This is a genomic window from Adhaeribacter arboris (assembly GCF_003023845.1).
In the GTDB taxonomy this organism is placed as follows: domain Bacteria; phylum Bacteroidota; class Bacteroidia; order Cytophagales; family Hymenobacteraceae; genus Adhaeribacter; species Adhaeribacter arboris.
Window position 1 is genome coordinate 6,857,199 of the sequence record NZ_PYFT01000001.1, and the last position, 15,834, is coordinate 6,873,032.

Sequence of the window (15,834 nt, forward strand, 5' to 3'; positions counted from 1 at the left end):
TTGTTTTGGCCAATTCCGGAAAAAATTCGCTGGATTATAGGTATTTCTTTAAAATTTTAGGCAACCATCCATTTTTGTTTTCTGCTTGGGTAACCAGATTCTACTTTTCCTGGCTTTTCTCCTGAACACCACTTTTCTCTTCGTTTATTTCCTTCCTATTACTAATTGAGCAAGCAGAGCATAATTTAATCTCGAAAGCTCTAAAGGTTCAGAAAACTACTTGCATCTGGCTGAAATTGGTTCAGGAAACCTTAAAAAATGAAGCCTTCAAAATTAAGTAATAAGATAAAACTCGGTATAGCTGCTCCGAATGAGCCTCTTTTTTAGTTGGGGTATTAATCCGTGAGAGATACAAGGTCGAGTTTTAAGGGCATGCTAGGTTTAAACGGCTAAAAGCTACTATTATGGCTTACGTTTCTCCGGGCCTAAGGTGAACAATAAAAATTAAGATTAAGCAACAACTTGCGGGAATTGAGTAAAATAAGTTTCGAGGGAGAATGGCTTTAGACCGGTTATCTGTTCCACGGCGTTGCTTACCGGGGCAACTTCTCCGGCGGCAATGGCCAGGTAAGAGCCAATCCAGGTAGCTACTTCCCAGGCAGGAGCGCCTAAATCGTTCCGCCATCGGATGCCTTGCGTGATGGTTTCTTCTTGGTAAATATATTCTTTGCCTTGCAGTTGCGTGAACCGTTCGGCGGTTTGCGCTAGGGTTAAGGCTTCCGGGCCGGTAAGGTCGAAAGTTCCTTGGTAGGGAAGCGGGTCCAATAGTACATGGGCAATGGTTCGGGCTACATCTTCCCGGGCTACCCAGGCCACCTGACCGCGTCCGCCCGGTCCTTTCATTAACCGGTTTTCACCGAACATCTCGGGGATCAGATCCATGTAAAAGCTATCCCGGAGCAGGGTAAAAGATAAACCGCTTTGCCGGATAAATTCTTCGGTCTGGAAATGATCCTGGGACATAGGAAATTTACTGCGGGGAGAAGCTCCCTGAAACGACAGATAAACAATATGCTTTACTCCGGCCATAACCGCGGCCGCAATGGCATTTTTATGTAACAAGGCTCTCTGGCCCGGAGCGGCATACCCAGAAACAATAAAGGCAGTATCTATGTCACTAAAAGCATTCCCCAAGCTAGTACTATCCTTGTAGTCTCCTTTTACTTTTTCGGCTTTAGTGAAACCGGCTAATTTTTCCGGTTCCCGGCACATTAACCGCAGCGAATCATAATCTTTTAAGATTTCGGCTACCCGGTTACCAATGTGGCCGGTAGCGCCCGTAATAAGTATTTTATCCGCCATTATTCTTTAACTTAATTTTTTATTCTATCTACGGCTACTGGCCGCTTTTAAGCCGAAAAGTATTTTTTTTTACCCGTTTATACCTTTCCATTCCACATAAGCATCTTTTAGCCTTTCTATCCTTGACCAATAACGGATAGTTAAACGTGCCTGCTAGCGCGAATTTGCAATCCATCAAAATGACCGTACCGTTTAAAGGTAAAGAAAGCTGTAAGGTGGTTTTCCTTCGAGAATACCAATAAAAGCAATTAGAATAAACTTGTTCAGGATGCCGAAAAGGTATTTTCTGGAAAACCCCTGATAAGGTAAATAAAGGCACCTTTCTACATCGCTACTTTTGGAAAGCCTACCAGGATAGGACTTCTAATGATAGCACAAAAAAAGCCAGCCTTTTACTGGCTGACTTTTTAAATTATATTGGGCTTTCGTCTACTCTACCCAAGGGAGAGTTGCTGAGAAGCTGCTTGCGAAGGCACTGTTTTCAGTTCAAATTGCTGCTGCTGAATAACTTTGCCATCCGTTACTTTCACCTGGTACACGCCATCTGCTAAGGCTTTCAGGTCAAAGCGGACGAGGGTTCCTTGGTCTTTTTTAGTCAGGTTTTTGGTAGCAATGGTTCTACCGGAGGCATCAAATAAAAGTATGGTAATCCGGCCATTGGGTATGGAGGCAACCATAACATCTAACTTCGATTTTTGCAGGTTCCCAAAGGTGACGCCTAAGTCCGGGGCAGTCGCCGTTTGTTCTGGCGGGGTGATCTTCTTAGTCGAAGCAAAACTGACATTTGAAGCGCCGATAATTAAGGTAACAAGAAGGGCGGCAACTAAATTTTTTAAGTTTTTCATATTGGTAAATACTTTAGAATAAATTGGTTAAGAATTTTCGCGGCTCACTATCGGCCGGTTTGATGATTCAAAGGAAGAGCTTTCTTGGTCGCGTAAAAAATAGAATAGACCATTGGGGCGGGAACCTAGACTAATAGGAGATAGTAGTCTATGAATGCTCATTTAGGCGCTCTAAAAAAGTGCCAGAGCCTTTCATCGAGGGAAAAAGGTGCTTTCATCGGTAAATTCTGGCTTTTGATAGATGGATGGAGCCGGATAGAAGAAATAAATAATTCTTTAGGAGCTAGTATAAAATGGTTAAAAGAATAACACTGCGAAAAGTTCTTTTTAAAACCTGTTTCCTCTGGCAGTAGTAATATGCCAATTTTTAAGTTTGTTTAATCTTATTCCTGAATTTTTCCAGAATTAACGCTTTACTTGTAGCCAAATGAAAGCACCATGAAAATACTGGTTATTGAAGATGATCCGGACATGTTGGATACCATTACCCAATCGCTCCAAAAAGAAAAATACGTGGTAGAGGTGGCCACCACCTACGATGGCGCCCTGGAAAAAATTGGGGTATATGCCTACGATTGCATCTTATTGGATATTACTCTACCCGGTGGCAGTGGGCTCGACCTTTTACAGGAACTCAAGAAACAGCAAAAAGCCGAAGGCGTGATTATTATTTCGGCTAAAAATTCCTTGGATGATAAAGTAACGGGCTTAGAGTTAGGCGCGGATGATTACTTAGCGAAACCCTTTCACCTGGCCGAATTGCACGCCCGGGTCAAATCCGTACTCCGCCGCAGAAAATTTGAAGGCAATGCGAATCTTACCCTGGAAAATGTAGTGATCGACCCGGACAAACACCTGGTGTGGGTGGCGGTAGAAGAATTAATTTTAAACCGGAAACAATTTGACGTCTTACTTTATTTCTGTAATCGATCCGAGTCGTTAAACGTTACTTTTTGAATGTAATGTTTTCCATGCTTTCTTAAAGAGTATCCTTATTAAGTTGCTGTCTACGGTTGGTGGCTGAACGATGCCCGGATAGTGGGAAAACTAAAATCCATTAGTTGTTTTAAGGCTTAATAGAGGTACAAATGGCGGCTAGATAAATTTCTGCCTCACTCTCGCCAAATCCATGCGGACAGTAGTTTTATTCTGTCAAAGGCGTTCACCAAGGTATTCTCGCAGGAAAGCTTATGGGGTACCATTTTACCGCTAAAAATCTAGTGGGTAATGGCATCAATTTGATAAAGATTATTTTTCATTGTATCACTCTCAAAAATTACAGCCAACGAGGATTTAAGTATGATGTATATACCACCAACGTAGGTGAAATATACTTAACTACGTTAACGAATATACAACAAACAATGGCAGAAAAAGTAACTTTTACTCTTAACTTATAAATTACCACAAGAAAGGTCAACCGACACCCAGCCTGCAATGCTGGAAAGGGATTGGTTCTTACCCGATTGTTACGGTAAACCAGCAACAGTAAAAAAGTAGGACGGCATAAAAAGTGCCAGTGCGATGCTTAAAATGGGAAATGTTCGAAAATATCCTCGCCATAAACTTTCCTTATTGCCAAAGCAGCAAGGTAGTAAAAACGGGAAGAAAAGTGCCGCGTCCAGAACTTGCTGAGTTGCTTTAAACAAACGTATTTTCCGGCGGAGTATCTGCGTTTAACGGCAATAAACTTAATGTAGTTGAATTTTTATTCATGAAATGCCATTGCTAATAACTCTTATTAAAGGTTCAACGTTAATGGCATTTCGCTCTTACCAGAATTAATGAATAAGCTCCAACTAAACCCCGGCCATCCTGAAGCCAACGCCAACCTGGGCATTCTACAGACTAAGCAGCATTTTATAGTTCTCGATGGGTTAAGGGGGATAGCAGCTTTAGCGGTCGTGATTTTTCATTTTATGGAGTGGGTTTACCCAGACTCCAGTAGAAATTTTATCGGGCATGGTTTCTTAGCCGTAGATTTTTTTTTCTGCTTGTCCGGGTTTGTCATCGGGTACGCTTATGACGACCGCATAGGAAAGATAGGAGTGATGGAGTTTTTAAAATCCAGGCTGATAAGGTTGCATCCTTTGGTTATTTTAGGTTCGGTATTGGGCCTGTTAGCTTTTCTCTTGGATCCCTACGCAGTTTATAAAGGAGTGTATGGCACCGGTAAACTTATTTTAATTTTTCTTTGCTCCGTCTTACATATTCCCTTTCCGGTGATGGAAGACCGTGCCTTTAACTTGTACGGCCTCAATGCCCCTTCGTGGTCATTATTCTGGGAATACCTTGCTAATATTGTTTATGGCCTAATTCTCTACAAGCTTTCAAGCCGCTATTTAACTATACTTACCTTGCTGGCAGGGGCTATTCTTTGTCTGGTTGGTTATCGGGCCGGAAACTTGCTGGGGGGCTGGTCAGGAGGGACCTTCTGGGATGGCGGGGCTCGTATTGCTTACTCCTTCTCCGCCGGGCTGTTCATCTATCGTTCTAAATGGGTTATTAAAAATAAACTCGGGTTCATCGGCCTGGCTTTCTTGCTGTTACTGGCCTTCGTTATGCCCCATTTTAAATGGAACTGGGTGGTAGAAGTTCTGGTGGTTCTATTTTATTTTCCATTACTTGTTGCCTTAGGAGCCGGCGCCAGCTTGTCAACGAGAGTGGAAAAAATATGTGTATTCTCCGGAAATATCTCGTACCCCCTCTACATGACCCATTACGCCGCTATCTGGGTGTTTGGCAACTATTACACGAGCCACAAGCCCGGAACAACCGAGTTATTTGTGATAGTTTCCATTGGAACGGTTTTACTGGTCGGTGTAGCCTATTTAGTAATGGTGGGTTATGATATCCCCGTAAGGAGGTACCTCAACAGCAAAAGGCAACAACGGACTGGACAATAATTCCTGTTTATCGTGTACTGTAATTGAACAGTATTGTATCAAAAACGAACAAATTAGTTTAAACCTACTTCTTATAACTTATTGATTTACATGGATTAAGTGGCATGGCTATTTTTTTGCTTCGGAATGAAAGTTAATTCAAGGGCTATGCTTAAAAATTATTTTAAGACCGCATTCAGAAGGTTGATCCGCAACCGGAATTATACGGTTATCAACATTGCCGGCTTGGCGGTGGGTATTGCCGTTTGTATGATGATCTTTATCATTATACAATTTCATACCAGCTTCGATAATTTTCACGCCCAGAAAAAGCGCATCTATCGGGTGTTAACCGAATACCATCGGGCAGATGCAGCAGGTATTTCTTACGGGAAAAACGTTCCTTTTCCCCTGCCCACCAGCTTAAAAACGGCTTTTCCCCAAATAGAACAAGTAGTTCCGGTTTATGCCAGCCACAACGATGAGTTTCAGGTATTGGATGATAATGGAACCCCGGTAAAAAATTTTAAAGAGCAGAACGGTGTATTTTATACCGAACCTTCCTTTTTCAGCTTGTTTGATTTTCCGCTGCTCGCCGGTACCTATGCTTCCTTAAAAGATCCGAATAATGTATTGCTTACAAAAGAAATAGCGGAAACCTATTTCGGCGACTGGAAAACAGCCATGGGTAAAACCATTAAACTAACCGGAACCTATCGGATAGGCGCCGGATTGTTTCAATTTCCGCCCATCGTGCTGAGAGTTTCGGGTGTTCTCGCCACCATACCGGCCAATACCGACTTTCCGCTAAAAATGGTGGTGGCGTACGGAACAGATTTTACCGGAGATAAACAATACGGTTTTGCCCAACCCGGTTGGAACGGAACAGCACCCGATTTTGGTTGCTATGTTTTGTTGCCGCCAACTATTTCGGCTAATAATTTCAATCAACAATTAAGAGCCTACGCACGCAAGGTACAATCTCCCGACAATAAGGATAATTATATTGTCCAGCCATTACATGCCGTGCATTATGATACCCAAACAGGCAATTACAGCAACAAAACCATCAGTCAGGAACTGCTCAACGTATTGTGGCTGATTGCCGCATTCATTTTGTTAATTGCCTGCGTCAACTTTATTAATCTCTCCACGGCACAGGCGGTTAACCGGGCCAAAGAGGTGGGCGTAAGAAAAGTTTTGGGAAGTAATAAATCGCAATTGCAAATCCAATTCATCACGGAAACATTTTTAATCGTTATTAGTGCGGTACTGCTGGCCGCCGTTATTACTCTGCTTGCCTTGCCGGCTGTGAATCAATTTTTAGAACTTTCGCTTTCATTCAACCTCGGGAACAATCCGGCCATTATTTTATTCCTTTTGGCGGTAACAATGGTGGTAACCGCCCTTGCCGGTTTTTATCCATCTATTGTTTTATCTCATTTCAATCCGGTGAATGCTTTAAAAAGTAAGCTCACCGTAAATACAACAAAAGGAGTTTCATTGAGAAGAGGATTGGTGGTGTTTCAATTCATCATTGCCCAGGCGCTGATTATCGGAACCCTCATCATTGTACAGCAGATGAAATATTTTATGAATCAACCCTTAGGCTTTGATAAAGATGCCATTGTAAATGTTCCTTTCCGGCCGAACAATTCGGGCGGCAAGCTGACGGATTATTTAAAACAACAGTTATTGTCGGTAAACGGCGTGCAGGCAGTAAGCTTCAGTTCCAACACTCCCGTGGAGGATGATAATGAAATGTGGACCACCTTAAAATTTAATCATGCCGTAAAAGAAACCGGCTTTCAGGCTATTACCAAATTCGCCGATACGGGGTATGTGTCAACTTATACATTACAACTGGTAGCCGGAAGAAATTTGCAACCCTCCGGGATGACAAGAGAATTTTTAGTGAATGAATCGCTGGTGAAAAGTTTGGGTTTTAAAAACCCGGAAGATATATTAAATAAAGAAATAAGCATAATGGGTGGGGTAATAACATGCCCGGTAGTTGGGGTATTGAAAGATTTTCATAACCGATCTTTCCGCCATAACCTGGCGCCTTTGATTATTACGACCAATAACACCATGTACCGCCAGGTTGCCATAAAATTAGCCACCACCCACCTGGCTTCTACCATGCAATCAGTTAAAAAAATATGGGAGCAGACCTTTCCCGATTATGTTTACGAATACAAGTTTTTGGATGATAAAATAGCCAGTTTTTACAAACAGGAAAACCAGTTGTCAACTTTGTATACAATTTTTGCCGCCATCGCGATATTTCTTAGCTGTCTTGGTTTGTATGGTTTAGCCTCCTTCATGGCGGTGCAGCGGATAAAAGAAGTGGGTATTCGTAAAGTATTGGGTGCTACTGTCGGCAATATTGTTTATTTGTTTTCAAAAGAATTTATCCTCCTCATTGTTATTGCCTTTGTAATTGCGGCACCCCTCACCTGGTATTTCATGCACCAATGGCTGCAAGATTATGTTTATCGCATCCACATCAGTTGGTGGTTGTTTGCGGTAGGCGGACTGGCGGCCCTAATTATTGCCTTGTTTACGATAAGTTTCCAAGCCATAAAGGTAGCCATTGCCAACCCGGCGCAGAGTTTGCGAACGGAATAGTTTTGAAAGGTTAACTGCCAGACTTAATTAAAAACGTTCCTTTCAAAAGGCTTAGCTGAATTTATAAGCGTGCAATATCCGTTTAAAAACGGCTATTGCACGACTAAGCAGCCTTTAAAAGAAGGGATTTAGGAAGTTGAAGAGCAGTACTGAACTAAGATTAATGCCAAACAAGGGCTCTCGTTGAAATGGAATCATCCTCCAGAGGCGACATTTAAAAAGGTGTTTGCTTGTATACAGCGATGGGGAAGAAAAAGGCGGCATATTTTAGCTTTAGTGCCAGTCTTAACTTTAGATAAATAGTTTCTTAAGAACAGTATTAAAAAGCCAGCCCGTAAACGGCTGGCTTCTTTTATTATTTCGGGTTCCTGCCTATGCTAACTAATCGTGAGCTGCTTAGAAGCCTTTTGGGAGGGCACCGTTTTAAGTTCAAATTGCTATTGCTGTGTGGTCTTACCATCCGTAACTTTTACCTGGTACACCCCATTAGCCAAAACTGTCAGGTCAAAGCGGACGAGGGTTCCCTTATCGTTTTTTGCCAATGTTTTGGTAGCAATGTTTTTTTCGGTGGCATCATACAGGCGAATCGTCATCCGGGCATTTATTACGGAGGCAACCATGACATCTAAATTCGATTTTTGCAAGTGGCCAAAGGTGACGGCCAAATCAGTAGCAGGTGCTGGTTGTTCTTGCAGAGTGGTCCGGTTAGGTAAAGCAAAACTAACACTAGAAATGCCGACAATTAAAGTAAAAAGCAGGGCGGTAACTAAATTTTTCATGTTTTTCATATTGGTAAATAGTTTAAAGTAAAGTGGTTAAAATAAGGGCGGCTAACTAGCGGCCGGTTTAATAATTCAAAGGAAGCCCTTTTACTACTAGGTAAAAAATGGAATAGACCACAGGCCCGGGAACTTAGACCAGTAGTAAATACGAGTCTATGAATGTCCTTTTATGAGCTTTATAAAGGCGCTAGCGCCTTTCTATAGGGAGAAAAGTTCTTTTCATCTTTAAATTCGGGGCACTGATAAATCTAAAAAGCCGGAGGAAAGAGATTTAATAAGTTTGTTCGTGAACAAAAATTGGAACTGCTTTAGAGTGGAAGGGAAAATTTTTAAATGGCCGTCTCGCAATTAGAGATAAGAAGATGTAAAGGAACAATGCTTTTATGATGTCAATTAATTCGGTTTTTATTACAAAATCATCCTGGGTAATCGCTTTTTTACACGCAGAAAACACTTTTTTATAAGCTCAAAAATTCTAAATCCGGAAACTCCGCTTAAGTAGATTTTATTTTTCTAATTTTTTCGTATTGTATTCATACTGTTCTCTAATTAATATCGAGTTTCTTATTTATTGATAGTAAATTTCTTAGAATAATTATATTGTACAGCTGAGCTAATGTAACTAATAGATTTATATAATTTATTAATACTTGAATTATACCTTAATGATAAGCGGTTTTATTAAATTGAAATAAACCGATTTTACCATCTACCTTCATTGGATTCAAACCCATGCTTTTAGTTTAGTAACCAGATATTTACCAATGAGAACCGCCAGTTTGTAAATTGCCATCATCCAGAATTAGGTAATACTATTAATTAACGCTATCTTCCTAAAAAGTCATAAGCAGCTGATTCTTTTATTCTTACAGAATTAATTATTGCAAGCCCGCTCTCCTACGGCTCTATGGCGGTTACTTAACCTTACGAAGCATGAAAATAGCCTATATATCTACTTTTTTACCCCGCGAATGTGGTATAGCCACTTTTAATAATAATGTTGTCAGGGCAATATTGGCAAACCTGAAATTGCAGAGACAAACCTGGCAGGCAAGCGTATTTGGAATGGCAATGAATGATTCGGAAAGTTTGTCTGAATACGAATACCCGGAAGAAGTTAAGTTTGTAATCCGCCAGAATAGTCAAAAGGATTATATCTTAGCAGCAACTTATATAAACACCAGCGATGCAGATGTTTGCATACTGGAGCATGAATTTGGAATTTTCGGGGGAGAAAGTGGTATTTATATATTACCCTTGCTGCATCGCTTAGAGAAACCTCTGATTACTGTACTTCACACTATTTTAAAGGAACCTTCCTATACCCAAAAAATCATTATCCAGGAAATAGCCCAGCGCTCCGCCAAATTAATGGTTATGAGTCGGCGGGGAATTGAATTCCTGATTGATATATATGGCATTGCACCCGAGAAAATTCAATTTATTCAACACGGAGCGCCCGATTTGGAGGCTCCTCAGGTTAATCCCTTGCATGCTATATCTCCCTTCCGGAACCGGCGGGTACTTTTTACCTTCGGGCTGCTAAGCCGCAACAAAGGACTAGAAACGGTAATTCGGGCTTTGCCCGCTATTGTGGCGCAACACCCGGATGTTACCTATGTAGTGTTAGGAAATACCCACCCGGGCGTGCTGCGTAGTTCGGGCGAAGAGTACCGGGAACAATTAAAACTGCTGGCAATAAAATTGAAAGTAGACAAGCACTTGGTTTTCATTAATAAATTTGTTTCCGAAGAAGAGCTGATTAATTATCTGAAAGCGGCTACCATTTACATTACCCCTTATAACAACGAGGCCCAGATTACCAGTGGCACTTTATCTTATGCAATCGGTGCGGGTGCCGCAGTAGTATCTACTCCCTATTGGCATGCTCTGGAACTGCTCGCCGAAGACCGGGGTCGTTTATTTGGATTTAAAGATTCGGAAGCTCTCGCAGAAATTGTAAATGAATTACTAAACAATCCCGAAGAATTAAAAGCACTGCAACAAAATGCGTACGAGTATGGGCTGCAACTACGCTGGCCTAAGATTGGGGCGGAGTATATTCAGGCGATAGAGCTAGCCCTTACCCAAGCGGAAGTAGGCGAACCCAAACTTCTTCATATTGTAGACCCGGAAATTATTCCCGAGTTTAGTTTAGCGCATGTACGCCGGCTTACCGACGATACCGGCATTGTGCAACATGCCAAGTACGGCATACCCAATTTAAAAGAAGGCTACTGCCTGGATGATAATGCCCGAGCCTTAATTATGGCCCTGATGGCCTATCAGCAGAATAAAAGTCAGGAGGCTCTTGCCTTATTGCCTATTTACCTCAGTTACATTCATTATATGCAGCGCGAGGACGGTAATTTCCGTAATTTTCTGAGTTTCACCCGCCAGTATCTCGACGAAATTGGTTCTGAAGATTCTTTTGGCCGTACGGTTTGGGCTTTAGGTTACCTGATAAGTTGTGCGCCCAACAATTCTTACCGGGAATTTGCCGGAGAATTATTTTCCAGGTCAGTTATTCACTTTAAACAACTTCACCATTTACGCGGCATTGGTAATACCATTATTGGCGTTGCCTATTATTTAAAAACCCACCCGGATGATGAAGGAATGGTGCGGGAACTGATTAATTTAACCGCTTCTTTAATGCATGCCTACGAAACTCATCGGGAAGATACCTGGCACTGGTTTGAAGATAAGCTTACCTATGATAATGCTATTTTGCCGCTAGCGTTACTACACTCCTGCGAAATTACCGGTGATGAACAAGTAAAGCGGGTAGCCATGGAGTCTATGTCTTTTCTGGATATTTTAAGTTTTAAAAATGGGTTCCTTAGCCCTATTGGTAACCAAGGATGGTATAGCCAAGGCAATGAGATGCCCTTATTTGACCAACAGGCAATTGAAACTATGGCCATGGTTTTAATGTATCTACAGGCTTACCAAACCACGCGTGAACCGGAATTTATTCAGAAAATGTTTGTCAGTTACCAATGGTTTCTGGGGGAAAATATTTTACGTGTGCCCTTGTACGACCAGGAAACAAAGGGGTGTTGTGATGGCCTGCAGCAAACGGCTATTAACCGGAACCAAGGAGCCGAGAGTACCCTGGCATATCTAATTTCTCATCTTACCGTTTTAAAAGCTCTGGAATTAGAATACCAATACGACCTGGCTGATAAAGAATTAGCACCCACAGTATGAGGGTAGCTGTACTAGCACCCATTGCCTGGCGAACGCCGCCCCGACACTATGGCCCCTGGGAACAAATGGCATCTAACGTGGCGGAAGGTTTAGTAGCCACTGGTATGGAAGTTACCCTGTTTGCTACTGCCGATTCCATTACGCAGGGCAAACTGGACGCGGTAGTTCAAAAAGGTTATGAGGAAGACCGTGAGCAGGATGCTAAGGTGGTAGAGTGTCTGCATATCAGTAACCTGATGGAAAAAGCAAGTCAATTTGATATTATCCATAATCATTTTGATTTTTTACCGCTTAGCTATTCCAAATTGATTTCTACGCCTATGGTGACGACTATTCACGGATTTTCGTCTTCTAGAATTATTCCGGTGTATCAAAAATATGCAGCTAATACAAGTTATGTTGCCATTAGCCACGCTGACCGCAGCCCTCAGTTGCCATATATAGCCACTGTGTATAATGGACTACGCACGGAGGATTTTACCTTTATCGAGCAACCAGAGGATTATTTATTATTTTTAGGTCGCATCCATCCGGATAAAGGCACGGCGGAAGCTATTCAAATTGCCCAGCAATGCGAAAAAAAATTACTTATAGCCGGTATTATTCAGGACCAGACTTACTTCCAGGAGAAAGTACAACCTTTTTTAAAGGACTCCATTATCTTTCTGGGTCACGTGGGTCCGGAACAAAGAAATAAATTGCTGGGAAATGCCGCGGCATTATTGCATCCCATTCACTTCAACGAACCATTTGGCTTAAGTGTGGCAGAAGCAATGCTTTGCGGAACACCGGTTATTGCCTTCAACAAAGGCTCCATGCCCGAGTTAATTCAAGCTAACCAGACGGGTTTTTTAGTGGACAATGTTTCTGAGGCCGTGGAAGCAGTTCAGCAACTCGGAAAAATAAACCGGTTAGACTGCCGGGAATGGGCTACCACAAACTTTTCGCAGCAAAAAATGACAAGTGACTACCTTACCGTTTACCATCAGATATTAAACCGCTGAAGACTTATCCAGAAGCTTATTGAGCAAAGAGGTTACATCAACGGTTACAAACGAAGAACTGTAATCAGATAAACCATAAGGAATAACCAGTTTGCCATTATGAATTAGAGAGCCGCAGGAATACAGTACATTGGGTACGTAACCTTCTCTTTCTTCCTTGTTAGGGATAAGCAAAGGCTCACTTAAATGACCTATTTCTATTGCCGGATTATCCAGGCTAAGCAAACTTACGCCCAGGCAGTATCTTCGCATCGGACCAACCCCATGCGTAATTACCAGCCAGCCCTGTTCCGTTTCTATGGGCGAACCGCAGTTACCAATTTGAATAAATTCCCAGGGATATTTGGGTTCCTGGATTCTCACTGGGTTTTCCCATACATTAATGTTATCCGAAAACATAATATAATTGCTCCAGCCATCAATTCGGGATATCATGGCAAACTTGCCGTTGATTTTACGGGGAAATAAAGCCAGATTCTTGTTATGCGCTCCGGCTCCGTAAAGGGGCATTACCCGGAAGTGGTAAAAATCGCGGGTTTTAATTAATTTAGGCATAATAGCCGAACCATCGTAGGCCGTATAGGTGGCATAGTAAACCGTACGCCCGTCTTCTTCGGTAAAGTTCACAAATCTAGCGTCTTCTATACCTTTGCGTTCAAAGTCTGAAATAGGGAAAATGACCCTATCTGATATATCCGTATCTAATGAAAAGGCTAAATCGTAATGCGCATCGGCCAGCCAGAGCACCTTTTCGTATTCTCTTTTCTGGGCACTATCTGGCTGTAATTCCTGCGCAGCCATTACCAGTTTTCTAAGCGAAGTAAAATCAAACTCTTCGTTTAATTGTTCTTCTACTTCCTGTAATACTTGCGGGTTTATTTGGGTGGTAAAGGCATTGTCGAAGAATGTTTTTTTGTTAAACATGGCTCCGCTCACTAGTTCTGCTTCATCGATGTAATTACCGGCAGGCAACACCACTATATTCGCATCTTTGTCCAGCAAGGCCCGCCGAAAAACAATAGAAGAGATATGGCCTTCACCTACTGCCCTGAAACTAATAATAATTCTTTTTTCTCCTGCTTCCAGTTCGGACTGGTCCGGGTCTTCTACAATAGATGGATTAAAAAAAGCAGCTGATTCAATGGAATATTCATGGGTGAAGTAGGACCCCAGTAATAATTTCCGGTAAGGTTCCATTTTTCCATAATCCAAACCTAACTCGGGGAACAGATATTGTAACTTGGCGCAGTGCCGGTTTAATACCTTGGTAATGTTTCGGTGCCTTTTGGAGTATTCCTGTAAAATGGGGGAGATGGTACTAAATACTTGTTCTTCACTGAGGCGCATCACCCGGCTTATAACATGTCGGGCACGTTCATCGCCATTAAAAAAGAAACGGGCAATTACCCGTTTCATATCCGGATTCACTTTTACAGATTTTCTTTCAATGGAAAGTCTCATGGTATTTGGGTATAAAGAAAAAAGACGATCCACCAATGAAAGCCTTAACTAGGTAGTTAGGTACGTGATTGATTTTCAATACCCAAATTCACTATATTTCTTAAAGATAGACTAAATTTAGGTGGACAGACTCTTTTATTTTTAAAGGATAGTTTACCAGAATTTAGAATTATTGCATTTTCTTAGATTTCCTAAATTAATCACTTGATTGCCTCATTGCTTCGCGTTGCATGTTGGTCAATTTTATTTAAGTCCCATTTTTGCAAGCAGGAAGCAATTGAGGCTTCTGATAAATCGGCCTTTAAATTAGTATCTAAAATTGAGGCCAATTCTGCTAAAGTTTTATTGTAAACGGCACTTTTAGTTTTACTCATTATTTATTTTGATTAGCTTCAATTTAAAGATAGAGAAAGGCCTCGCTTATTATCTATAGTTGTTAATTTAATCAAGGTATTTGCTGTTATATTCTAGCTTGATGAGTTTGAAAGTTCCATAACATAAATCTCTATCTGGATAACTGTAAATGGTTTCTGCATTTCCAAACAGTTTGTAATTATTTATTTCATGGTAATCTTTTAAGGGAGTTGACCAAGGTAACTGCTTGCCAGCATCAGCAGAATAGCGGTCTTCCGAAACAAAATTTATGAGTTCGCCGCTGTCATTAAAGAACAGCCACGCAGAAACCGTGATATTGTTATTCGTAAAAGATGCTTTCACTTTATTATTTTCTACCTCTAACCACTTTATTCGCTTGTCAATAAGGGTAGGTGGAGCCAAACAACACATGTCATTGAAAAAGGTAACCGTTTCTGACAAATCCATTTCTGCTCCGTCTTGGTATTGCACTTTGAACAAGGAGAACAGCCGGATATCCATATAAGCCGCTCCATTTTTAAAGCAGTGATAACCTGCCACAGGTAATTTTTTCATTACTGCTTTCATAAAAAATAACCGCGTTGGCGTTTCCATAAAATTATACTGCTCGGAAGTAAAGGACATCCATTCGGATTGCTCGTCTTTTCTGATTTTGCCAGTAAATTCTACTTTAAAAGTATTCACCTTGGGTTTACCAAGAGAACCTGTAAAACGAAGGTATTTTTTAACAGGCTCGGGTAAGTGCTGGATGTCGGTTTCTGTTAGTTCAGAATTTTGGAAATATTCTGGCTGCTGCAATCCGGTTTTAACAGCTTGTTGATATTGATTATAAAAATGGGATGTTGCATAGCCAATTATTGCGGCAATAAGAATAATTACATTGGCAATTGTTCCAAATTTAGCATCGTGCCAAAAGAAACTAATCAAGACTTGTGAGGTCACTAAGGCTATCAATCCAAACAGCCACCAATAATTATTTTTTAAAGCAAATAATAGTGCGGCTATTACAAAAAAGATACAAGCAAGCAGCCAAATCACCCCAAAAGGTTTTGAAATAGTTTGTGTTAATTGTTTTATCTCTGATAGTCTAAAAGCTTTCACAAAGCCAAGTAAATGGATTAACCCATGAACTATCATGAGTATAAAAAAGGCTATTCGCATACTTGACTATTCTATACTGTTGGCTCTTTGATGCTGGCTTCAACTCATTGGTAGCATTCATGCATTTACTATAAAAACACATTCCTATAGGCCTCAGAATAGCTTTATAAGATTAGTTTATCACTTTTTATTTTACCCGTACTAATTTTTGTTTTTTCGGTTTTGCCTTCATAAA

12 protein-coding genes are annotated in these 15,834 nt (G+C 41.2%); 6 read left to right on the forward strand and 6 right to left on the reverse strand.

From position 1 onward, the window contains the following. Window positions 1–450 precede the first annotated feature (450 nt). Both AHMF7605_RS27720 and AHMF7605_RS27725 read right to left on the reverse strand, forming a co-directional pair. On the reverse strand, window positions 451–1,302 hold the full coding sequence (locus tag AHMF7605_RS27720) for an SDR family oxidoreductase (protein ID WP_106933166.1): 852 nt from the start codon (window positions 1,300–1,302) through the stop codon (window positions 451–453). A 434-nt stretch (window positions 1,303–1,736) separates the two neighbouring features. Next, a complete protein-coding gene (locus tag AHMF7605_RS27725) occupies window positions 1,737–2,147 on the reverse strand; it encodes a T9SS type A sorting domain-containing protein (RefSeq protein ID WP_106933167.1) in 411 nt (136 codons plus the stop codon). 150 nt (window positions 2,148–2,297) lie between these two features. Between AHMF7605_RS27725 and AHMF7605_RS30020 the strand changes: the two genes are divergently transcribed. The 4 genes from AHMF7605_RS30020 to AHMF7605_RS27740 all read left to right on the forward strand — a co-directional run bounded on the left by AHMF7605_RS30020 (window position 2,298) and on the right by AHMF7605_RS27740 (window position 7,663). Further along, entirely contained in the window at window positions 2,298–2,456 is a 159-nt protein-coding gene (locus AHMF7605_RS30020; RefSeq protein WP_158267638.1) for a hypothetical protein, read from the forward strand. A gap of 129 nt (window positions 2,457–2,585) precedes the next feature. Continuing rightward, on the forward strand, window positions 2,586–3,104 hold the full coding sequence (locus AHMF7605_RS27730; RefSeq protein WP_106933168.1) for a response regulator transcription factor: 519 nt from the start codon (window positions 2,586–2,588) through the stop codon (window positions 3,102–3,104). A gap of 827 nt (window positions 3,105–3,931) precedes the next feature. Then, window positions 3,932–5,053, forward strand: coding sequence for an acyltransferase family protein (locus AHMF7605_RS27735; protein ID WP_106933169.1), 1,122 nt, complete (start codon window positions 3,932–3,934; stop codon window positions 5,051–5,053). Window positions 5,054–5,200: 147 nt separating this feature from the next. After that, the gene (locus AHMF7605_RS27740) at window positions 5,201–7,663 is read left to right on the forward strand and encodes an ABC transporter permease (RefSeq protein WP_106933170.1); all 2,463 of its coding nucleotides are present in this window, start codon (window positions 5,201–5,203) and stop codon (window positions 7,661–7,663) included. 437 nt (window positions 7,664–8,100) lie between these two features. Here the strand turns inward: AHMF7605_RS27740 and AHMF7605_RS27745 are convergent, their stop codons facing one another. Beyond that, a complete protein-coding gene (locus tag AHMF7605_RS27745) occupies window positions 8,101–8,451 on the reverse strand; it encodes a hypothetical protein (protein WP_106933171.1) in 351 nt (116 codons plus the stop codon). Window positions 8,452–9,378: 927 nt separating this feature from the next. On the opposite strand from AHMF7605_RS27745, the gene AHMF7605_RS27750 reads away from it, so the two are divergent. Together AHMF7605_RS27750 and AHMF7605_RS27755 are read left to right on the forward strand one after the other, a co-directional pair. Continuing rightward, a complete protein-coding gene (locus AHMF7605_RS27750) occupies window positions 9,379–11,658 on the forward strand; it encodes a glycosyltransferase family 4 protein (protein WP_106933172.1) in 2,280 nt (759 codons plus the stop codon). After that, the gene (locus tag AHMF7605_RS27755) at window positions 11,655–12,662 is read left to right on the forward strand and encodes a glycosyltransferase family 4 protein (RefSeq protein WP_106933173.1); all 1,008 of its coding nucleotides are present in this window, start codon (window positions 11,655–11,657) and stop codon (window positions 12,660–12,662) included. The genes AHMF7605_RS27750 and AHMF7605_RS27755 overlap by 4 nt, the downstream gene beginning before the upstream one ends. On the opposite strand, the gene AHMF7605_RS27760 is transcribed toward AHMF7605_RS27755, so the two are convergent. The 3 genes from AHMF7605_RS27760 to AHMF7605_RS27765 form a co-directional block, all read right to left on the reverse strand. Continuing rightward, complete coding sequence (locus AHMF7605_RS27760) at window positions 12,651–14,123, reverse strand: glycoside hydrolase family 130 protein (protein WP_106933174.1); 1,473 nt, start codon at window positions 14,121–14,123, stop codon at window positions 12,651–12,653. The genes AHMF7605_RS27755 and AHMF7605_RS27760 overlap by 12 nt on opposite strands. Window positions 14,124–14,323: 200 nt before the next feature. Continuing rightward, entirely contained in the window at window positions 14,324–14,497 is a 174-nt protein-coding gene (locus AHMF7605_RS30025; protein ID WP_158267639.1) for a hypothetical protein, read from the reverse strand. Window positions 14,498–14,564: 67 nt separating this feature from the next. Then, window positions 14,565–15,635 carry a DUF6544 family protein gene (locus tag AHMF7605_RS27765; RefSeq protein WP_146153689.1) on the reverse strand — a complete coding sequence of 357 codons (1,071 nt, stop codon included), beginning with the start codon at window positions 15,633–15,635 and terminating at the stop codon, window positions 14,565–14,567. Window positions 15,636–15,834 lie beyond the last annotated feature (199 nt).